Genomic DNA, 20956 nt, shown 5'->3' with positions numbered 1-20956 from the left:
GGGGCTCGCTCTACCAGCAAAAAATGCAGCAGAAAGGAATACTATTTATGGGCGTCAACCCGGTCGAAAATTAGTCAAGAAAACAAATTGTAATATTGCACGGAAAGTTAATCGTCACTGCATTCGGACGGGGAATTGTGACCAGTCATCAAAATAAAATTATCTGACAATTTACTTGCGTGATAAATTACTCTCCTGGAATCCGGTAAGTAAAACTTTGCCACAACCATACTCAATTGCCCGACGCCATTTGTTGGCAATGCGTGGAATTCGACTTCCGGGTTAATTCTTGCCCCGCCAAAGAACTGTTTTCGATGCGCGAGCTTGGTAAATTCTTCAAGGTTACTAGGCTTTTCGTGTTGGACACCGGCTAACTTGCCGTCCGAAAATCTAAGCATCACGCCTGTTTCATCAATAACCCATCTTTGGTCCGATGTTTGTGACATCGACCATTCGTTAGATTCAACAAAGCTCTTTGTCTGTTCTTTCGTAATGCACAGCGGGAAGACATCAAGTGGATCTATTGGGGCGGTCTCAACCAAAATTTGTTGTGCGTCGGTGCTCTCTACTGAAACTCCAAACGCGGCAGCAAAAACTAGCGAGTTTCCAATTCTTGTCATCGAGAAAGTCGACCGATTCCATCTAGAGAAAACTAGCTTAGGCTTTGTAGCGACCCGTTTCAACGGACAAGCTGTTTCGCTTCAGTATTGTCCGCTTTGTCCGCATTGCTGACCTTCGGCACAAGTTAGACCAACCAAACTTGTCAGATGACCGCTTTGAGCCCAAAGCAGACAAAAAAATTTGTCGGTGGACGACTATTAGCTTCGCCTTTCTTCACCGGCTGCATAGCGATCCAGATCATCAATCGCTTCAAGAAACGCGTGACGGATTTCAGATTGGCTGAAAGCACGGTCCCACAACTCAGTCATTAAGTCGTTCATGACATGCGTTAGTGGATCAGCAAGTTTGCTTGGATTTTCATCACATAGCTTGCGTATGATCTCAGCGAAGTCATGCGCTGCGTTTATCATACGCCTGTTCCAATCAGTTTCTTTGTCGAGTTCCATCGCGCAGTCTCCAGAGGTTGAAGGCAACCCTTAGCCTTGTGGCACTTACATTGACAGCACGAACGGCAGCTTTGTCCGCGAAATGTAAGTTCGGTCTGGTCCAGATCTTGCGCTTACAGCGAATGGCTGCAAAGCGGACTGCAAGCGCAGAATCGTGTGCCAGCGCTGAACGGCAGCTTCTCTAATTGGGTGTCTGGGTCAAGCTCGTTTTCCTTGTTTCTCGAGGGGCATTTGTCGCTCATCCGGGTCACGCTTCTCTTCGCAGTCTAGTTGATGCCGCGTGGGACATCGCTGCACGCATGTGTCGGATTGGCAGTAGAGAGCCTCGCTTAGGGACGAGCTTCTCGTTGCGCAGCAGACATATTCGGCTTCATCCACGAACCTCGTCCGGTGAGGACGACCCCGTTCGGTTTTGGTGTTGGGCGGGTCAGATCATGCTGTGCCCTCCACCTTTTCCGGACGGAACTCAGTGCCATCTGTCCACATGCGATGAAGCAGAACAGCCAGCTTGCGCGCAACAGCGACGACAGCGCGACGTCGGCCTTTGGTCCGCATCAGACGCATCCCCCAGGATTTGACTTGAGACCCCGCCATGGTTCGCATCAGAAGGGCATTGGCCGCAGCGTACAGAGTTGCGCGAACATCTCGATCGCCCGCTCTGGATATGCGCCCCGGATTGTCATGCTCACCCGACTGGTATCGTCGTGGCGTCAGGCCAAAGTGTGCCGCGACAGTGCGGGATCTCTTGAAGCGCGCAGGATCATCAATGGCGGCCTTGAAGGTCAGTGCTGCTATAGGACCGACACCTGGCACTGTCATCATCCGCAAACAGACGTTGTCACTCCGGGCCGCATGTTTGACCCGGCGGTCCAGATCGAGGAACTGCCGATATATCTCAAGCCGGGCATCCAAAAGCGGCAACATGGCGTGAGCCAATACGTCATCAGCTTCGATCAACGGACGCACGATGTCATCGAAACTGCCATGCTGGACAGTCTTGGGCAGGCGCAGTCCGAAGATCTTCAAGAGCCCCCGAACCTCGTTTGCCAGATCGATTGTTTTGTTGAGTAAGGCTTTGCGGCAACTCAGCAGGGCGCGCGTGCCATGTGCCTCTCTGCTCTTCATGTGAACCGGGCTGAACCACCCAGTTCTCAGGATCTGAGCAATGCCTCTGGCATCGTTCCTGTCCGTCTTGTTCCGCATCGCCGATAATGCGGCACTTACCTGACGGGCTTCCATGCAGACGACATCAAAGCCATTGTCCGTAAGCCCATAGAACAGATGCTGGCTCATGGTGCCCGCCTCAAATCCGATCCGAATGATCGAATGCGGGAAGCTCGTCAAACAATCGGCAATCTCATCAACATCGCATGCCAACTCGCGTTCCAGGACAACGTCACCCCTCGTATCCACAATGCACAGCGCGCATGATCGCAGCGACACATCCAGCCCGGCAAAATACTTCATTGTCTTTCTCCCTTGTCCACAGATGTCCTGTGATCCTAACGGGAGCTCGACCTCAGTTCAGGGTCAGCCCAATTACGCATGCTTTGGGCCGTCGTTGATCAAGCTCGGCGGTTCACACTGGGTCGACGCTGCACCGCCTCCAAGGTCGGCACCGAGCCCATTTTGACAGATGCTGCACTTCCCATGAATGACGTCATTTGGTTAGCTCACGATGCAGGTTATACGTAATCAAATCGAACAATTTGATTCTTCGGCAATCTGGAATTTCTTCACTTTCTCTGTCAGCACCGCACAACCGGTTTGCCGAAAATCCCGAAAGCCAGGTAAGCGTCCTGTAGATTTCGCCTTTTGCCACAGGCTGATTGGTGCGCTGAATAAGCATGGCCTTAAGGTGGACACCCGTGCCAAATTCGGCCGCTAGATTAGCAGGAGGAATGATACGAGCAGTCTCAGGCCGGTTTTCATCGTCGAAAACGATCAAAGTCGGATAACTATGGTATCGCCGACTCCCACCTACGTTTAGCGGAATGACTTCATTAAAATTCGCGAACGCAGACGCGACTTTGGCCATGCTACCCTTTGCTCCTTGAGCCCTCAACGCCGACATCGCCCAGTATTCCATCCCGTCCACCAAAACAAACAATCGACGTCTCTTGGTTATCTGGACGAAGAACGCCTCGCCAAAGGTTAGTATCGTCGCATTCCCAACATCGCCTTTGAAGAACTCACTGGGCGGCGTTATATCTACGGAACTGATCGAACTCGCCTGCACATCGCCAGCAGGTGTTTCCACCACAACAGTCAGGAGTTGGTTCCAGCTTTCAGCCAATGCGATTGCAGGCAGAATGAAAACCAAGGACACGACCAAAAAAAACGATTTCATATTCATTGCTTTATCACGCGAGCGTTCACAAATTTACTGAAATCTGGCCGCATTCGCAGCTTTGGATTCCTTGGCCGGATTTCAATACACAAACAGGCAGTACCAACCGAGATTGAGCGGTTGACGATTTTCATTCGGCCGGTCGACGAAAGGTCCAACTATTGCTGCTGAGCTTTTTCTTTCGTGTGTAGGAGATTTTCAAAAGCCCTTCGTTCTTCTTCGTCAATGTGTCCGTTTTCGTCTCGATCCATTTGTGCGAGAACAATATCGGCGAAACCTGAAAACTCATCCAAAGTTACAGCACCGTCTAAATCGCCATCCAGATCAAGTGTGGGAAGCATGGCCAGAATTTGATGAATGGCTGGTCTTCCGAGCTGAGGTTTGAACTGCGAATGTCGCAATCGAATTTCATCTACAGTTAAAACTCGGTCGCCGTTAAAATCTGCATCCATGGCTTCTTCTATCTTCGCTGATACGATTTCCTCGACTTGTTCAGCTGTGGGCATCACTTTGATTCCATTCGACTTGAGAGGTGAACGCGCATTGTAGATAAAGCTTGGTCTCAACTCATCCACAGTTACCTGAAAGTCAGCATTTAAGTCATTGCGAAGAAAAAGTGATAGGGTGCTCGCCCATCCACCGGCGGCGTGAATTGCGGCCAGGTATTCAATATCTGTTGACGAGATACCGGGAGCATCGTCGACATCGTTTTTCTGAAAACTAATCAACACTTCACTCTTGATCTCATGTACCTCATGTGTTTGCCGAGAATGATAGTAAATTTGTCTGGCGAGCCACAAGTTGTCATCAACTATGTCTGCAAGTGAACCGGATGGGACTACAATGAATGCTAATATACTGGTTCCGATTGCCAAAAGTTGATTGCGCATATTCTAAATGCCTAATGTCGACTCAATAAATTCAAGTCTCACCGAATAATATGAAACTAAGTTGACGCTTATCTGGCGAAATTTGGAAGCGTCCAAATTGCCGCCGTGAAATTACTATCATGATCAAATTTGCTTCTACGTGGTGGCGACAGTTGTGAATGATGTTCTGGTATTATGGAGAAGCAGGCGACCTAGGCCCACCGGAAGCCTCACACTAAGGCTACTAAGCAGTACAAACCAATTGATAACCAGGTTTTAGCAAAGGAACAGAAAATAGCTAATGCAGCTGAGCATCCCTATTTGAATGGGTCCACCGTTAAGGTTAAGAAACGGAGGACCAAGAATGGCAAACAAGCGACCGAAGCCGGAAGAGATTGACTCGAAGCTATGACAGGTTGAAGTTCTGATGGGGCAAGGCATGCCCCGTCTGGTTGCAATCAGACAGATTGGGTTTGTCGAACAAACCTATAACCGCTGACGCAAGCAGTACGGTGGAATGGGTGTAGATGAACTGAAAGAACTGAAGCGGCTTCGGAAGGAAAATGAGCGGCTGAGGCGTGCGGCCTGCAGACACAGCATCCGCTGGGTGCATTGGATGTCAACTCTGGGCCGCAGCATCCTGCTTACTCGGCAAACTTAACCCTAAACCCGCTTGTTCCAGAGCATTACTGGCACCATTTACTGGGCTTTCTGGGGCAAGATGTTTTCCCACAGCGAAACGGTACCGCCAGCCTCTCGCCAATCAAGATAGAGCCTACGTCTCGACCATCGACCAACAACGTGCCGCATAACCGGCCGAAATTGCATTGTTTGGTTCCTTCTGTGCCCGGCTTGCATGCGCACGCGACACGACGCACCTGGATACTGGCTGCAGTTGAGACGAGTTGACGCAATCTAGCCGTGGCCCTGTTGCCAAGATTCTTTTCGGCTGTGCACTTTGCTCGATAGGTTTCCGGCGTGTTGAATCCTACAAGTCGCACATCGGCAGACAATCCAGGAACAGCTATAGTATCACCATCAATGATGCGGACCTGGCTGGCTCGGAGTGTTTGAAATTCGAAGTAGGGATATGCGCTCGGCGCGGCAGTCGATTGGGTGGCTCCGCTTGTTCGGTTTTGGGACAGGTAACTTGAGGACATCCATCCTTCGCCCAAACGCGACGATATTTTTGACCAACCATTCTGGCGATTGAGCAACCTCACTTTTGCGCCCTGCGCTAGCTGACCCATCACCGCGTGGTTTGTACCGGGCCCACTGCGCTGATTGACGTTAGTCCCAGTGACGTACCAAACTGAAGGGGCTTCCCCAATCGAAGTCCCTGTAGCGCGATACTCAGGCTCAGTATCAAAAAACGCACTGATCAAGGTAACGAGCCCAAATACGATCAGAACGGGAACGAATAGCTGTCTTTCAACGCGACGAATAGCACGTCTCGGGGCATTGATAATCCGCAGTGGGTTAACTGGCGCAGAACGTCGTGAGCGAGACTTCGACGCCACTTTGGAAGGCACGCGGCTAGGCTTTGGTTGTTTCGCGCTTTGCGAGTCTGTAAGTTCGATCCCCAAGATCTCGTGCAACTTGCGACATTGCGCGGTACTCAGACGTCTCTTTTCACCATATTGCGTAAACTTTTGGTCCATGTTGGTCAGAAATGACCTTTGCCATGCATCGAGCGACCGAGTGCTAAGCTTTTCCTTGATCCTGGCTTTGATTAGCTGAGTTCGTTCCGGCGAGAAGGGCATCAATACCGCAGAGTTTGTAGCATTTAATCAGTTTGATTTAGGTGTGTTTTTACGACGATTACAATGCGCCTAGTCGTCGCCGACTACCCTGCGATCGCGTTGACAAGAAATCGCATCTTGTGAAATGAGTCAGTGCATTCGATTTGCGTTGAAACTTGAATTGCTACGGTCACAAATTCTGAAAATGCAGTTATTCTGGAGATGAATTTTTTGAAACCAGCAGTTCTGGCTGTCCCATTACTTTGTTTTCTTGGCTTCGCGCTCTTTGGATGCGAACGAAGTATCGAATGGAATCAGCGTACAATTTTACATTTTGAGACGCCGTACGGACCAATGCAGGCAAGTGGTGTGATCGCCGTACGCTTTGGACATCCAACGGCTTTTTCGCGAAATTATTTGATCGGGGGTGGAGGTTTACGGAGTCAGGTCAGAGGAGAAGCTGTTGTTGCCGATTTCGGCGATGGCAAGGTGTTGATTGCTTTGCTGCAGAATTTGACACCTGCACTACGAACTGCTGTTTACCACCAGCAAGAAGATGTTGCGCAGAGTTCACATGATCGCAACGCAGCGCTTCGTACAAGCAAAGCAGCAGCGGGGCATTTTGAACCGATAGATGTGGCGCGCCAAAATTGGCCCAAGATCGTTACCTTTGCTAACCTTAGTGATCCGACAACGATTAAATTGGTCGACCCAAACAGAATTTCATTGGTCATTGGTGACGGTTTCACCCTGACACACGTTACGGTCCAGGCAACCACAGACCCAGTTACAAGAGGTAATGTCGCCAAGGTGTTGCCCTGCTTCGATTCGCGTGAAGGATGCGTTACACCCTATCAGCCCACACCTTACGGTCATCCTTTGGGTCTATTGTTGGGTGGATTGGGCAAAAGCAGCTTTTGAAAAAGTGTCAGGCATCTGAGTTATGACCCTCGATCGGTCACGATAATGGGCCCGCTTATCGAACTTCCCAGTGAAGGACCGCCTGTTTGCAGTAGTTGGCAGATCCCCTACACTTGAAGGCCAGCGGGATCATGATAAGACAAATAGACGGTTCCTTTAGAAAGTTCGACTTGGTGCAATTCATCGATAAGCATGTAGGAGCCCGCATTCAGCTACGCAGGCTGATTTTGGGACTTTCAGCCGATGAGCTAGGGAATGAAACCGGCTGCTCGGCCGTTCAAATCCAAAGATACGAACAAGGGCTCGAGAGAGTTCGTGCATCAAAGCTATTCGATTTGGCGACTGTGCTTTGTGTACCTGTGACACACTTCTTTGACGGCCTTGAAGTTCCACCGGTACGAGGCTGTTCGAGCGAGGACGGCTTTGTTTTCGACAACGAGGCCACGTGTCTGATTGCTTCGTATCACGGGGTGAGCCCTGAGGAACGTGAGGAAATTTTTGCGCATACTGTTGCGTTGGGTAAGCCTCAAGCCGGAAAGTTAAACTGAAAGCCCGAATAACGCCCATCTTACTGATCGCACCACCTTTTGGCCCAGGATCAAAATAGGTCATTTATTCCCTCACCGGTCCTTTTCATCAGCCGTGCTGATATTGACCTTTGGCGTTTATTCTCACAACTTAGAAGGATCCTGGGTGATACCAGGGCCAGCCCAACAGGGAAGTGCAGCTGATGCTTCGCGGCAATCTCCTGCATGCTTTTTATTCTCGCAGCGCGTCCAACGCGACCTTGGCTTTGAACTGATCTGTGAAATTCCGGTGCTTGGCCATTCTCGTATCACTTCAAAGGTTCAGGATACCACCTAGCCGACTGTCCGGTTTTCCGGGGCAATTTTCGTTATTGTCGAGCAGAAAACTTCGCGACAAAACGAAAAGCACTCAGAACTTAGTAAAATTACAAAAGAAACAGATGCTTAGGGTGTAAAGCCATTAACAACTCTGCAATCTGGCCCGAGTAAATTCAACAACGGGCCAAAGCCCGCAGCAGTTTGCAACTAAAAGTATTTTCGAGGGAATGTTATGAGTGATCCATTTATCCACCATCCGGAATTGCGCGACAAAATTACCGATCCTTCTCGGTCCTTCTTTCGTGATTTCGATGCACGGGATGTCTTTTCTCAGCAACCTGGTCTGAGCTGGGTCGTCGATATGCTCAGGACACCGGAGCAGCGCGCAGAGTGCCGAGAGGCTGTGATTGCGGACCGACGAGACGATCATCTGTGGGTTTTCGCCTATGGCTCCCTCATGTGGGATCCAGCATTCGAGTTCCGACAAGTCCGGCGCGGGCGGATTGAAGGGTATTCACGCGGCTTCATTCTGAAAGATATCTACGGTGCCCGAGGAACAGTTGAACAACCAGGTCTGATGGCAGCACTTGAAACCGGGTCGGGTTGTGACGGCCTGGTTTTCCAAATTGAGCGCAACAAAATCGAGATCGAAACAGAAATAATATGGCGTCGTGAAATGGCGTTTCCGTGCTACATCCCAACCCTTGTGACAGTGGACACAGGTGGCGAAATGATTGAGGCTTTGACATTTGTCGCCGATCATAGTGCGGATGCAATGCATCCGCATCTGACACACGAAGAGCAGGTTCAGTTCCTAGCCACAGGAAAAGGTTTCCTCGGTAGCAGTATGGAATACCTGGAAAACATCGTGAGTCATTTCTCGGCCCTCGATATTCTGGATGAACATTGTGAAATCTTGCTCAGAGACGCTCAAGCATTCAGCCGTGCCAACCAAGCTGCCTAACGTCTCAGATTGTGCAGTAGCGTTCGAGGTTTTCTTTGATCGGCTGATCAATGCGCAGGGCTAGAACGTGGGCCATGATGTCTTCAAAGATACGTTCGTTTTCCGCGGAAAATTGGCGAGATCCTCACACAAGGATGTTCAATCCAACCACTCCCTGCTGTCGCGTGCTGTGACCTGGCATGGATTGTGATTATTGCGCGCGTCTAGGTGGTGCTTTTTGTGACAGCTTGGGCAGAGCGCTATCGGGATAAACTCGCGATGTCCGCTTGCAATGTCAGATGAAAATTCTTCCGCGCAAACTTCGAGAGCTTCGCTATGCGATAAGAGGGCTTTGGATGAAATGCCGCAATGTTGGCATGCCGCATCTGCCAGCGCATTCAAACGCTCGGCTACAGTCACAATCTGCTGGTAATTGCATGTGATGCTGGACATGGGCGTTCCCTATTCAAAGCTTCGCGCGATTGGGAGTATCGCGGATGACGCAACCGGATGCGATGGCGATAACAAATAAAGTAGACACAGTAGATTCATACAAGTTGAGTATAGCAATTGCTGTGGCGGGACTGCGGCGGAGGCAAGGACATTCCGCGATTATGTGTTTGCTGGCAGAGAAACTTTTCTGCCTATGCCGGGACTCAAAAACTGGTATTCAGCATTATTTCGATCGGTTTGGCCCCGAGCTACCGTCATTCATGTTTCTTGAGTGCCGCACTATCTTTAAGGATCGGTCCTCATCACGGATATGAATCATTGCCGGCGAACTGATTCAGCAATGTCATTGGACAGGCGGGCCGTACCGAATGATAATTCGGCCATGCAATTGCCCGAGGCCACACCTGTCCATCTGATCCATGTGAACCCTGAGCTCAACATGGCGCGGTTCTACGGCATCGAAATTCAGCCCACGCTTTTCGGAGAAATGTCAGTGCTTCGCAGCTGGGGGCGTATCGGTACAAAAGGGCGCGGCATGATGGTGACCTATGAGGATGCAGCTCAAGCGACCGAGGCGTTCCTGAAGTTGGACAAGCAGAAACGCCGCCGCGGATATGTGGCGGTGCCAGAGTGATCGCGGATGGCTTGGTCGATCATTGCGTTCCGAACAATTCATCCCGCGCAGTGCCGTCGAAATTCTGACCTCCTTTTCGGTCATGGCGTGGTTTTAGCCCGTAGCCTGTGACGATCCTCGCTCACGTGTTTCTTCAAGATGAACATAAGCGGGCAGCCGGACCTGGCGCTGCGCTTCAACAGGAAAATTCCCCTGCGCTGATCGCGCATTCCTCGCGGCCCAATTTTCCTGATGACAGATCCTTGATGCCCGCTTTTCGCATGTTCATCGAAACACTAAAAAAGCGAGGATCAAACAATGGCTACTCAAACATTGAAACTGAACGTCAAAACCGGTGAAAAAGACGGCAAGAATTTCTGGGATCGCTGCGGGGTTCTCTTCCTCAACACCGACGACCAGGGCAACATCACCTCGATCAATGTCAAACACAACATGTTCCCCGGCGTCGACATGGTTGCCTTCCCGAAACGAGACGATGTCCCTGAATAGGGCTGAACCCAGAAAGGGCGGTGCAAGCCGCCCTTTTCACCTTTCTCCGCTTCAGAGCCCAACTACCGTATTCAATTAGACCGCCAGCTTCGCGGTTCACTCCGGCAGATCGGCATCCGCGAACAGATTGGGGAACAGGCGCTCCCTGTAGTCCAGTGGGAACGCAAGGCGCACCGGTGTCTTGGGCGAAGCGGAGGCCAGGAAACCCGCCGTGGTGAGTTGCTTGAGCGTGTTCCGTGCCGTGCGCTCGGAGGTCTTGAGCACGTATTGCGCTTCCCCGCGTTCCAGGGCGCCATGCCGCAGGACGGCGGAGACCAGGTCCGGCGCGCGTTTATCGTCGACCGTGTCGGCCACAAGGCGCCGGTAGCGTTTGTCCAGACCACCAAGGTCGAACAGCTTTGCCGAAAAGGTGATCTGATCCAGGGCCACATTCAGAAACCACGCGCAATAGGTTTTCAGGGCGGCCTCTGAGAGGTTGCCGCGTCCGTCCCGGTCGCCTCGGCGGGGGCTGTCCGCGTGATCCATCATCTGCTTGTATTCTCCCCGGTCTTTCAGCCCACGTGCAAGTCCGCGGGAAATCGACCAGAGCCCTTCGCCGCCAATACCCGCTTCCAGGGCCATGGCATGGGACATCAGGCGGCTGACGCGTCCGTTACCATCCGGGAACGGGTGTATGTAATTCAGACGGTGGTGGGCGGAGGCAATCGCGATTATGCGGCCACTTGCCGAGCGCGCGGCAATTTGAAACCGCTTGTCGAAGTGTTCCATGAAGGCGGCCACCCGGCTTGATGACGGCGGCTGATGGCGCCCGACCGCAACTTCAGTGTCACCTTCTTCGCGCATGCGGCCGGGGATAATCGGTTCCTGCGACCCGTTCGGGTGTTCGATGACACGAAACTCTTCTGGCATCTCGTCGTAGAAGGTTTTGTGGACCCAGGTCAGAAACTCAGCGGATGTGGGGCGGGGCAGGGTGCCCGCTCGGTGCATGTCGTCGATGGCACGCTGCACGATGACATGGGCGCGAGCCTCCAATGCAAGGGGTCGTGTCTCCTCTTCCAGTTCGGCGCCGGCGAGCGCTTTTTCGATATCGCGGGGGCGCGTGTTGTGGCCTTCGATCAGATTGGAGTAATAGCAGTTCATCATGCGGACGAGATCGGCCAGTTCCGCGGCACTGTCCGGATGCAGGCCTTTGCCAAGGCCGCTGGCTTCCCGCTGGATTTCGACCGACAGGTCTGCCAGTTCGGCCGGGATATGTTCCTCGAAGAAACAGGGTTCTATTCTGCCGGGAGTTTCGAGCATTTCTTGCCGATCTTTGTTCCTCAAAAAACTGAGTATTTATAGTGCTTTTATCCTGAACAAGGCAAGGTTTTGCCGATATGGGCTGCCGATCTTATGTGCCGACCTCCCGAAAACCGGGTGTGAGCCTCAGTTTCGTGTTCTGACGACAGGAAAACCTATTGGCAAATCACGCGCCTCACGGCCCGTGACCGCGTGCTCGTTAGGCACCGGCTTTGCCGCCGCCAGACCGGAACCAATCCGGCCCTGTCTCCCTGCGGGCCTGGTGCGGCGGATTCTGTCTCTCTGAGCCAGCCTCCGCCGCGGCCGCATGGTCGCCCGGACCTGCTTGTTTCCGCCCTTCGGGGTACGCCCGCTTTTGCGCGCAGGATCGGAGATCCTTTGCCATTCCTTGTTTGGTCAGGCGGGATTTGGGCAAGCCAAACGCCGCCTTCCCGTCAGGGGGAAGGCGCGGCCTCCCCCCTCGGACAAGACAAATAGACAAGACCGTGTCCTCGCGCTGGCGCGCTGCGGGCCGCACCACTCTTGTCGATTTGTCCTGTCTCGCCCCTCACCGCGTTCGCCACGTGGCACGTTTTAGAGACGACGCCCTTTCAGGGCTCGGCTCAAAACCAGCACCGATTGGGGATCAGCCCCAGAGGTCACACCATGAAAAGGAGAGACGGTTTTGGAGACTGAAACAGCAAGAGACATCGAGAATGACACCACCCTGCAGGCGGCAGAGATCGCGGCGCAGAACGACCTGTTCCGCAAGGCGCTGATCGACCCGGTCGCGGCGTTCGAGATGCAGACGAAAGGCATTCAGGGGCAGGTGCTTGTCACCCCCGGTGTTTCGGGCGAGGGGGCGGAGTTTCAGGCGGCGTCGCTGGCGGCCGTGGCCACGGATACGCGCTTCACCGACGAAAATGATCCCTACGGCGATCACACCTTCGGGACCGTGACGGTCAGCGGCCAGAAACTCTTTTGGAAAATCGATCTGTATGACGCGGATTTCACCTACGGGTCCGAGCGCCCGTTCGATCTGAGCGTCACCCGCCGCGTCCTGACCATCATGTGCCCCAGCGAATACTGATCCCAACCGCAGAGCAGAAAGGGGGTGAGAACATAAGCAAGGAACGTCTGCAAGTCCTGCGGCAGCAAGCTGTTGCGTTAATCAGGAAGGGCGGTCTCTCGGCAAAGATCGGCCACGCCTTCCTGAAATCACACGCCGGGGCCTGAGCCCCCACGCCCTACCCGGAAGAGGGTAGGGCAACCCTAACCAAACCCAAACTGCAAAATCAAGGAATGTCCCTATGACCAACCAAGCGAACATCGACACCGCCGCTGCCACCGACGTGATTGAATACGTCCCTCTGACCGATCTTTACCTCTCCGATCTGAACCCGCGTCAGGAGGTGGTTGAGGAAGGCATTGATCTTCTTGCGGACAGCCTTGTCGCCTGCGGATTGATCCAGAACCTCGCCGGGTTGCGCGACGACGCGGGCAAGGTGGGTGTCGTGGCCGGGGGCCGCCGCCTGCGGGCGCTCAATATCGCCGTGACCGCGCGTCCCGATCTGGCGCAGGTGCCGGTGCGCATGGCGCCTTCGGCCTTCGTGGCCGAGGAATGGGCCAATGCCGAAAACACCGCGCGGGAGGAACTCGATCCGGTGGATGAGGTGCGCGCCTATCACCGGATGGCCGAGAAAGCGCTTTCGATTGCCAAGATCAGCCAGGCCTTTGGCGTGACCGAAGCCCATGTGCGCCGCCGACTCGCGCTGGCAGGCCTACCCGATCCGGTACTTGATGCGCTGAAAGCGGGCGAGATCAGCATGGGTCAGGCCAAGGCCATGACCGTCAGCGAGGATGACAAGAAAATCCTCGAGGTGCTGGAACGGGCCAAGCGCGGCTGGTTCAACGAATACCAGATCATATCTGCGCTCAAACCCGATGCCGTCGATGGTGACAACTGCAAGGCCAGATTTGTCGGGCAGGAGGCTTACGAGGCCGCAGGCGGTAGCATCACACAGGACCTGTTCGAAGATGAGGTGATTTTTAACAACCCCGATATTCTGGACCGTCTCTTTGCCGAGAAGCTGGGCGATAAAGCAACCCGACTGCAGGAGGCCGAGGGCTGGGCCTGGGTTCAGACCACCGAGGACAGCAACCCGTTCTGGTACGAGTTGCAGCGAGATCACGGGTTTGCGCGGACCTACAGGATCGAAGGCGTTCTGAGCAAAGAACAAACCGAGCGCTATGACGAGCTGGCCGACCTTGCCAATGGCGACGTGCTGGACGAGGACGGACAGCAGGAACTTGATGCGCTACAGGAGATCATCGAGGGCGAATACAGCGACGCGCAAAAAGCCCTGTCGGGCATTCTGGTACATGTCTCGCATAACGGATCGGTCGAGGTCATGCGCGGGCTGGTCCGGCAGGACGATCAGGCCGAGGCCCTAGCACAGGGCATCATCGAAGAATCCAAACATCGAGACGCGGGCAAAGCGCCAAAGGAAAAGCCCGCATATTCGCAGAAATTCGTCGAGGACATGACGGCGATACGTCTGGCGGCGGTGCAGACCGCGCTGCTGGAGAAACCCGATTATCTTCTGAGCCTCTTTGCCTTTGCCGTGTCACCTGCATCGGGCTATGGCAACGATCTCTTCGGCTTCGGCTACAACGCGACCGAGCGCAATGCGCCTGAGATTGACGACCAGTTTGCGCTCGATCCGCGCCTTGGCGGAGAGCGTGACGAGGAAACCGAGGCAGCGCTTGAGGCACTCCGTGACATGGCGGGGCAGGGCAAGGTGGATGCCTTCGCGGCCTTCCGTGACGCGGGCAAGAAGCTGCGCAACGGCGAAATCACCGCCTTCCTCGCGCGTGCCTTCAAGATGCAAAGCCCGGACTTCATGGCAGAGATCGAAGCCGAGATCGGTGCGGACATAAGGGCAATCTGGACACCGTCCGCCGAGAATTGCTTCAAGCGTCTGAAAGGCCCGCAACTGGACGCACTCTATCTGGCGATGCTGGACCTCGCTGCAGACTGCGACGCCTACAAGTCCTTCGCCAAATCGAAGAAGGGCGAGAAGAACGCGGCGCTGCACAAACTCTTCAATGATCCGGACCAGCAAAAGGCACTTGGCGTGACCGCCGAGCAGAAGGCACGGATCGAGGCATGGGTGCCCGAGTGCTTCTGAGCAAAAAACAGCGCGGCTCCCTTCGGGGAGCCGCCGATCCGCAAATCCCGCTTGTGCATCACGGCAGGTCTTGCTTGATGGCGGCGACGGTTTTCGGACAATAAATTTGGCGTGAAAGGTGAGAAGATGGATCAGGTGAGACGAACAGCATTGCGGGTCTGGAAATCGGCGCAGCTTTATATCGGGTTTCACCGGGACCGGCAGGGCAACCCGCGCTCAGAAGCCAAGGTCTGGCCGCCCAAGAATGGCAATGCCACCATTCACGCCAATCCCGAAGAACAGGAGGCGTTTCTCGTGGTCAAGGCGGCGGACAAGACCGAGCCGCGCGACGTGCAGATCAAGTTCCGGCCCGACAAGATCGTGTTGCGCCGCGATCCGGGCATCAGTTGGGAAGGCATAGTGGTCGAAGAGGGACTGATCTCGGTGCAGGTGGGCGGTGCCTGGGTGCGGATCAAATCCGATGGCTCCGTCGCCCATGAGCGGGACGGGGACATGACTTACGTTGAATCCGATGGGGCTGTGCTGAAGAAAACCGAGTTCGTCGAAGCGATGATGTCCGGCGACGGGGTCGAACTGTCGCGAAGGACACCGACCACCATCGCCGCGATCCGCGAGGACGGCGTTCTGGCGAAGTCGCGGAGTACCTCACCGAAACTGGACACCTGACGAGCACGATCTGCGATCGTCAAAATCGCTTTGCCCTTTTGAATGTGCTCTCACTGTCGGCTTTCGGGCTAAATCCTTAGCCATCCTCTGGTGTCCCTGCCGGTCGGGACAATGCCCCGACGAGCAGGGACTGGCGCTCCCGCTGGGGCGGCCAGAACCTGGCCGCGCGCCACGCCAGATAGCGTCGGCTGACAATCCTCTCCCACCCTTCGGCGAATTTCGGTCAATGCATTGAATCGAAGCAGTTTCCCGTTGCAGCGCGGTGGTGAATGCGGCACTCAGAATACAACCTGAGGGCGTGGTTTGCGAAGCCTTCGTCTCTGAGCAGAAAATTCAACAAAAAGGGAATTCGAGCAAGTGTCGAACAGGTATGAATCGTGCCCGCATGACGGGACAAGCGGGCAATGAAGAAGATCATCATTGCCAATAACAAGGGCGGGGTCGGGAAGACCACGATTGCCAGCCAGATCGTCTATGCGCTGGCAGACAGGGGGCATTCGGTGATCGGCGTCGATCTCGACAGCCAGCGGAACTTCACCGGATCATTTGAAACCGGCAAAGACCTGGGCAGCGCGCTTGACCTGGTGACTAAGGGCGCGTCCACCGAGGCCGATCTGAGCGCCGGCGAGATCGGCATTCTGCCCGGCCACAAAGACCTGTTGGCGCAGAATTCTGATGATGTTCTTCTCAATGTGCGCAACGGACTGGTTCACAGCCACGGCGCCGATTTCTGCGTGATCGACGCCCCGCCCAGCTTCTCCGAAGTGGTTTACGGGGCGCTTCTGGGATCGGATTATCTTTTGGTGCCAATCGAGCTGAAACGGTTTTCGCTCGATGGCATCGAAGGCGTGCTGGAAGCTTTCATCGCGGCCCAGGAACACAATCCGGGGCTGGAACTTCTGGGGCTGCTGCCATCGCGATTCGACGCGGTGAAGCAGGTGGAGCGGGATGCGCTTGTCACCGTCGCGGAGGCGTTCGAACGCCTGCTTGTGCCCCATGCGATCCGGAACCGCGCGGCCTACGTGCAGGCCCAGGATGCGGGTGTGTCGCTCATGGAGATCAAGACCCGCAGCGGTCGTGAGGCGGTGGCGGAATTCACCGCGTTCTTTGATTGGTTCTATGCAAAAGTAATGGGAGAGACATGCCATGGCGCGCAGCCTTACCGACACGCTGGATAGATTGGCGGCCTCGGGAAAACTGGACAAGTTTTCGAATAGCAAACAAGCGCCCGAGGGCGGCGAGCAACAGATTGATCTGTCCGAGATCGTACCCGACCCAGATCAGCCGCGACGGGTGTTTGACGAAGACAAGCTCAAGTCTCTGAGCGAAAGCATCGCGGTCCAGGGCGTGCTTCAGCCAATTACGGTGCAGCCGAGAAATGCCAACGGCAAGCATCTCATCATCATGGGCGAGCGCCGCTGGCGGGCGGCACAACTGGCCGGGCTGGTGCACATTCCGGCGATCGTGCGGGAGGCGACGGCGGAGCTGCGCGCCATCCAGCTCACCGAAAACGTGCAGCGTGCTGATCTGACGACGTGGGAAATCGCGCAGGCTGTCGGGCAAATGCGGGAGGCGGGCAAGAAACGCCCCGAGATCGCCAAGGCCCTGGGTTGGAGCGAGTCAGCGGTTTCCAGATACGCCGGAATCGCAAAGATGCCTGACGAATTGCAGGCGCTGGCACGCGCGAATACGCCTGTTCTCGCATTGTCTGATCTCGGCTCGCTGTGGAAGAAGGATGAAGGTGCCGTGCGCGAGTTTCTGACCAATACACCGGCAGAGGATATTACGCGTGTCACCGTCGGGGCCCTGCGATCCGAGATTGATGCGGGGCAGGGCGCACCTTCAACCGATGACACCGATCAGCCGGATCAGCAGAATTCCGGTTCGTTCATATTGTCACGGTCTTCAGATGAGATCGCCCCCGATGCGGAGCCAGAAGCGGCTCGTACCCAAACCGGTCCTGTCGCCATTCTTTGCCGACATCAGGGTGACATCGGTCGGATTCTGACTGACCGCAAACCCGGTTCAAACAGAGCACTCGTGGTGAGCTTCGACAATGGTGCGCGGCTCGAGGAGATTGCTTTAACCGAAATCGAGCTGCTCGAAGTCATCGATGCGTAATCAATACCCGTGCCCGCGCCGGGATCAGACAAGAAACCACGCCTGCCAAGCAGACGTCAAAGCAGGATCGGTTATCCAGTCGGGGGGTTTTCGACTTCAGGAGAAAATGCCCCGACCCTGCGCCCCCGGAGCGGAGACATCAAACATCGGAGCGGAGGGGGTGTGGGTAACTGATCCTGTTTTGACCCCCCCGGAAGATGCACCTCCCGAAGAAAAAGGCGCCCTCTGGGCACAACTGTTGAACAGAAGAAATGTGCTCCCGGAGCACAAAACCGATGAAGGAGGAGACTAATGCAGGATAGGCGAAGCGCCAGCATTGTAGCACGGATTGATTATGCCTCAGAAATCTGAACTCGTCCGCGCTCGTGTCGCGCCCGCCAGCAAGACCCGCTTTGAAGCGGTTGCGGCTGAGCACGGGCTATCTCCGTCTGAGTTTCTGCGGCAGGTGATTGAAACGGTGTCAGGCGAAGCCGACGTTCCGGATCAGAAGCAAACCAAAGCGCGCCGTGAGGGCAAGGTGACAGTCCGTCTTGGCCAGGGGGTTCGGCAGTCGCTGGAGCGCGAGGCCAAGTCCCAGCATGTTCCAGTCTCAACTTGGGCATCGCGCCTGCTGACGGCGCGCGTCAGATCCGCCCCTCAGCCGGTGACGGGCGAGCGCAAGATCATCCAGACGGCGTTTCGTCAGTTGCGGGGCATGGCGACCAATCTCAACCAGATGGCCACGGTCATGAACCGCGGCGTCTTCACCGGCGATAGCTACGCGCCAACCAAGGAGGAACTGCAGACCATGCGTCGGGAGGTGCAGGCATTGAGAACAGAGCTCGCGAAATATGCCGGCGGGCGCTTTAGGTTCCAGATCGGAGAGGAGGCAGGCAGTGAGTGATTTCAAATCCACTCTGGGGTTCGAGGACTGCTGGTCCAATCCCAAAAGTGGCTGGTCGGTCCGCTCGCCGGCAGCGGGGAATTTCTCGACGGAAAAGGCGGGCAGGGACGGGCAGGGAGATGCGAGCCCCCGCAAGCAATCTGCGGGCAATTCCTCGTCGAGTGGGGTAGGGCGGTCGGAGACCCAGGCTGCATCGATCAGCGCCGCGGACAAGGCGCGGCTGGCCCGTGTCGTGCGCGGCGCGCCCGAGGTCATGGCGAAGGTGTCCAAACCCGCAAAGATGGACAAGCATGGCAACCCGATCCAGGTCAATCGCCAGACCGAGGGCGCGCGCGTCGCAGCGCATTTCGATTACATCAGCCGCAATGGCAAGCTTGATCTGGAGAACGGTCTTGGCGATGTGCTGACCGGAATGGCCGCGACGGCCGCGCTCTGTGCCGAATGGATGCAGAGCCATGACGAAGATCGCGCCAATGGTCTGGCCTCGGACCGCACCCGGATCACCACCAGCATCGTATTCTCGATGCCGGACAACACCAATGCGAGCGCCGTGAAAGATGCCGTGCGCGCCCTGGCCCAGCAGGAGTTTGGCGGACGACATGATTATGTCATGGCGCTGCATACCGATACGAAACATCCCCATGTACATCTGACTGTGCGCACCGTCGGTCATGACGGGATAAAACTCAATCTGCGCAAAGCCGACCTGCAACATCTGCGCGATACCTTCGCCACAAAACTGCGGCAGCGCGGAATCGAGGCGGAGTCGACACCGCGTTCCGCGCGCGGTGTGACCCGCAGGGGCGAGCGTACGCCCGTCTACAAGATCCGCCAGCGCGGTGAGGCGGTTGCCATCGACAAGGCCAAACAACGCGAAGTGCGGCGGGATGTGGCGGATCATGGCGGCCAGATTCCGGATCGACCGTGGGATACGGCAATCGTCGCGCGTCGAAATCGCGTACTGACCACCTATTCAGCGGCCGCAGCGATCCTGACGCGATCACCCGATCCGGAAGACCGTGCGCTTGCGCGCGCCACTGAGAAGTTCGCTGCTGGTCTGACCGACGTTACGACCGAACGGGCGGCCCTGGCGCGGGAGGTTGCGGTTGAACAGTCCGCGACGCGCAGCAAGCCAAGTACGGCGGGTCCGGACGATCGCACCTCGGTACGAGAACAGGGTGCTGAAAAAGGGGTGCCGGATCGCGACAAGGGGCCAGGCAGAGAGCGGTAAATTGTGCTGGGGCAGACCTTATTGCCCCAACCGATAAAGGAGATGAAAAATGGGGCGCCTGACTTCTGTGATTGCTATGCTCGCCGCTTCGAATGCGGTGGCGCAGGAGGCCTGTATCGAGCCCGTTCGCCCTGATGCAGGTTATCTGTCGGATGCGGGATACGGGGCGCGGGAAATTCGATCGGCTTTTCGCGGTTACTTCTCGGACGTCGAAGACTACCTGAACTGCCTCAATCAAGCCTCGGGGCGGATACGCCAGGAGGCGACAGCGGCTGCGCAGGACTACGACCGCGTTCTTGATCAATATCCCGCGGAGTCGGGGCAGGGGGGTGATCCGGAGCGAGCACCTCGCATCGAGATGACGGACAGCGGGACATTGTTTCTGGATTATCAGGCGGGATGGCTGAAATGATTGCACTAAATTCGAGCTATTGCCGCCATTCGCGATAGTGCTGACAAATTCACGCAAGGCGGGACAAACCAGTCATACGCCGAGCCCCGCAGCGGCACCGAATGGCACCAAGCTGCCGTTGAACCATCCTGTCGAATGCTGCGGCCGCGGCCCGTACTTCGGACATTCGATGCAGGTGCAAGATTGGTTAGTAGGTGGACTCACAACTTGCGGACAGACCCGCCACTCTTCCCAATCGCTACCAACTCCAGCTTGTTATTCATAACGTGCAAGGACGCTGGTCTTATCGGTCAAGGCCGACCGGTATCATTCCGCTGCGCTTATGTTCGTAGGCAATCGACGTTTCGTAGGTAGTTATCTCGATGCGCTCGGTCAGCGCGTGGTAGGCGATGGACTTCAGGTGGTCCATGTCGCGCGCGATCAGCGAAACCACAAGGTCGTACCGGCCAGTGACAAGATACACATTCTGGATTTCCGGAACCGCCACAAGGTCCTCCATGAGTGTGTTGATGTTGACCTGGCCTTCTTTCGAGATGTTGACGAAGATCACCGCGGCAAGCCCGAAGCCAAGGCGCTTGGGGTTTACCACGGTCTCGGTTCCCTCGATGGCACCTTCCTGCCAAAGCCTCTTCACCCGCTCATGGACAGATGAGGGCGCAAGCCCCACTTCGGCCGCGAGCTGTTTGTTCATCAACCGAGCATCCTTCTGCAGAAGTTCGAGAATTTGACGGTCTGTTCGGTCAAGCGGCATTTTCACCTCTTCTGGTTCGAATTTAATTCGATTGCGACGAAGTGACACACAGATCATTCTGTGTCCAGTGAAAAATCCGGCGAATATTCGGAACTGATCTAAATTTGCCG

Annotated in this window: 22 protein-coding genes and 1 pseudogene; 14 read left to right on the top strand and 9 right to left on the bottom strand. The window is 55.3% G+C overall.

The annotated features are described in order from the left end of the window. Positions 1 to 107: 107 nt before the first annotated feature. From RBB29_RS16240 to RBB29_RS16220, 5 genes are all read right to left on the bottom strand, one after another. Entirely contained in the window at positions 108 to 620 is a 513-nt protein-coding gene (locus RBB29_RS16240) for a hypothetical protein (protein ID WP_306115080.1), read from the bottom strand. Between the two features lie 198 nt (positions 621 to 818). Beyond that, positions 819 to 1067, bottom strand: coding sequence for a hypothetical protein (locus tag RBB29_RS16235; RefSeq protein WP_306115079.1), 249 nt, complete (start codon positions 1065 to 1067; stop codon positions 819 to 821). A gap of 432 nt (positions 1068 to 1499) precedes the next feature. Continuing rightward, a complete protein-coding gene (locus tag RBB29_RS16230) occupies positions 1500 to 2534 on the bottom strand; it encodes an IS110 family transposase (protein WP_306115078.1) in 1035 nt (344 codons plus the stop codon). A 193-nt stretch (positions 2535 to 2727) separates the two neighbouring features. Further along, positions 2728 to 3423: a hypothetical protein gene (locus tag RBB29_RS16225; RefSeq protein WP_306115077.1), complete on the bottom strand. Its 696-nt coding sequence runs from the start codon at positions 3421 to 3423 to the stop codon at positions 2728 to 2730. 152 nt (positions 3424 to 3575) lie between these two features. After that, complete coding sequence (locus RBB29_RS16220; protein ID WP_306115076.1) at positions 3576 to 4307, bottom strand: hypothetical protein; 732 nt, start codon at positions 4305 to 4307, stop codon at positions 3576 to 3578. Between the two features lie 403 nt (positions 4308 to 4710). Here RBB29_RS16220 and RBB29_RS16215 point away from each other — a divergent pair. Next, positions 4711 to 4869: pseudogene (locus tag RBB29_RS16215) on the top strand (transposase); the annotation flags it as partial. Positions 4870 to 4972: 103 nt separating this feature from the next. Here RBB29_RS16215 and RBB29_RS22310 read toward each other — a convergent pair. Further along, on the bottom strand, positions 4973 to 5947 hold the full coding sequence (locus RBB29_RS22310) for an SH3 domain-containing protein (protein WP_371931516.1): 975 nt from the start codon (positions 5945 to 5947) through the stop codon (positions 4973 to 4975). A 312-nt stretch (positions 5948 to 6259) separates the two neighbouring features. Between RBB29_RS22310 and RBB29_RS16210 the strand changes: the two genes are divergently transcribed. The 3 genes from RBB29_RS16210 (at position 6260) to RBB29_RS16205 (ending at position 8758) form a co-directional block, all read left to right on the top strand. Beyond that, positions 6260 to 6949, top strand: a complete 690-nt coding sequence (locus RBB29_RS16210; protein ID WP_306121184.1) for a hypothetical protein — start codon at positions 6260 to 6262, stop codon at positions 6947 to 6949. 131 nt (positions 6950 to 7080) lie between these two features. Next, on the top strand, positions 7081 to 7497 hold the full coding sequence (locus RBB29_RS22305) for a helix-turn-helix domain-containing protein (RefSeq protein ID WP_306115074.1): 417 nt from the start codon (positions 7081 to 7083) through the stop codon (positions 7495 to 7497). 529 nt (positions 7498 to 8026) lie between these two features. Then, the gene (locus RBB29_RS16205) at positions 8027 to 8758 is read left to right on the top strand and encodes a gamma-glutamylcyclotransferase (RefSeq protein ID WP_306115073.1); all 732 of its coding nucleotides are present in this window, start codon (positions 8027 to 8029) and stop codon (positions 8756 to 8758) included. Between the two features lie 138 nt (positions 8759 to 8896). On the opposite strand, the gene RBB29_RS16200 is transcribed toward RBB29_RS16205, so the two are convergent. Then, positions 8897 to 9190 carry a hypothetical protein gene (locus RBB29_RS16200; RefSeq protein WP_306115072.1) on the bottom strand — a complete coding sequence of 98 codons (294 nt, stop codon included), beginning with the start codon at positions 9188 to 9190 and terminating at the stop codon, positions 8897 to 8899. A 382-nt stretch (positions 9191 to 9572) separates the two neighbouring features. Between RBB29_RS16200 and RBB29_RS16195 the strand changes: the two genes are divergently transcribed. Next, positions 9573 to 9824 (top strand): WGR domain-containing protein, encoded by a 252-nt coding sequence (locus RBB29_RS16195; protein ID WP_306115071.1) that lies wholly within the window; start codon positions 9573 to 9575, stop codon positions 9822 to 9824. Between the two features lie 297 nt (positions 9825 to 10121). After that, complete coding sequence (locus tag RBB29_RS16190) at positions 10122 to 10313, top strand: hypothetical protein (protein WP_306115070.1); 192 nt, start codon at positions 10122 to 10124, stop codon at positions 10311 to 10313. A gap of 96 nt (positions 10314 to 10409) precedes the next feature. Here the strand turns inward: RBB29_RS16190 and RBB29_RS16185 are convergent, their stop codons facing one another. Then, a complete protein-coding gene (locus RBB29_RS16185; RefSeq protein WP_306115069.1) occupies positions 10410 to 11612 on the bottom strand; it encodes a Fic family protein in 1203 nt (400 codons plus the stop codon). A 664-nt stretch (positions 11613 to 12276) separates the two neighbouring features. Between RBB29_RS16185 and RBB29_RS16180 the strand changes: the two genes are divergently transcribed. The 8 genes from RBB29_RS16180 to RBB29_RS16145 all read left to right on the top strand — a co-directional run bounded on the left by RBB29_RS16180 (position 12277) and on the right by RBB29_RS16145 (position 20095). Further along, positions 12277 to 12681: a DUF3768 domain-containing protein gene (locus tag RBB29_RS16180; RefSeq protein ID WP_306115068.1), complete on the top strand. Its 405-nt coding sequence runs from the start codon at positions 12277 to 12279 to the stop codon at positions 12679 to 12681. 220 nt (positions 12682 to 12901) lie between these two features. Then, positions 12902 to 14782: a ParB/RepB/Spo0J family partition protein gene (locus RBB29_RS16175; RefSeq protein ID WP_306115067.1), complete on the top strand. Its 1881-nt coding sequence runs from the start codon at positions 12902 to 12904 to the stop codon at positions 14780 to 14782. A gap of 135 nt (positions 14783 to 14917) precedes the next feature. Then, positions 14918 to 15448 carry a hypothetical protein gene (locus tag RBB29_RS16170; protein WP_306121183.1) on the top strand — a complete coding sequence of 177 codons (531 nt, stop codon included), beginning with the start codon at positions 14918 to 14920 and terminating at the stop codon, positions 15446 to 15448. Between the two features lie 404 nt (positions 15449 to 15852). Then, positions 15853 to 16626, top strand: coding sequence for a ParA family protein (locus RBB29_RS16165; protein WP_306115065.1), 774 nt, complete (start codon positions 15853 to 15855; stop codon positions 16624 to 16626). Continuing rightward, complete coding sequence (locus tag RBB29_RS16160) at positions 16595 to 17569, top strand: ParB/RepB/Spo0J family partition protein (protein ID WP_306115064.1); 975 nt, start codon at positions 16595 to 16597, stop codon at positions 17567 to 17569. Before RBB29_RS16165 ends, RBB29_RS16160 begins: the two co-directional genes overlap by 32 nt. Before the next feature lie 334 nt (positions 17570 to 17903). Further along, positions 17904 to 18452, top strand: coding sequence for a plasmid mobilization relaxosome protein MobC (mobC, locus tag RBB29_RS16155; RefSeq protein ID WP_306115063.1), 549 nt, complete (start codon positions 17904 to 17906; stop codon positions 18450 to 18452). Next, complete coding sequence (locus tag RBB29_RS16150; protein ID WP_306115062.1) at positions 18445 to 19683, top strand: relaxase/mobilization nuclease domain-containing protein; 1239 nt, start codon at positions 18445 to 18447, stop codon at positions 19681 to 19683. Before mobC ends, RBB29_RS16150 begins: the two co-directional genes overlap by 8 nt. 49 nt (positions 19684 to 19732) lie before the next feature. Further along, entirely contained in the window at positions 19733 to 20095 is a 363-nt protein-coding gene (locus RBB29_RS16145) for a hypothetical protein (protein WP_306115061.1), read from the top strand. Between the two features lie 283 nt (positions 20096 to 20378). Here RBB29_RS16145 and RBB29_RS16140 read toward each other — a convergent pair whose 3' ends face one another. Next, positions 20379 to 20846 (bottom strand): Lrp/AsnC family transcriptional regulator, encoded by a 468-nt coding sequence (locus tag RBB29_RS16140; protein ID WP_306115060.1) that lies wholly within the window; start codon positions 20844 to 20846, stop codon positions 20379 to 20381. Between the last annotated feature and the right edge of the window lie 110 nt (positions 20847 to 20956).

It is taken from the genome of Roseovarius sp. MMSF_3359, assembly GCF_030733385.1.
Taxonomy (GTDB): Bacteria; Pseudomonadota; Alphaproteobacteria; order Rhodobacterales; family Rhodobacteraceae; genus Roseovarius.
This window is presented reverse-complemented; position numbering and strand designations above follow the sequence as displayed.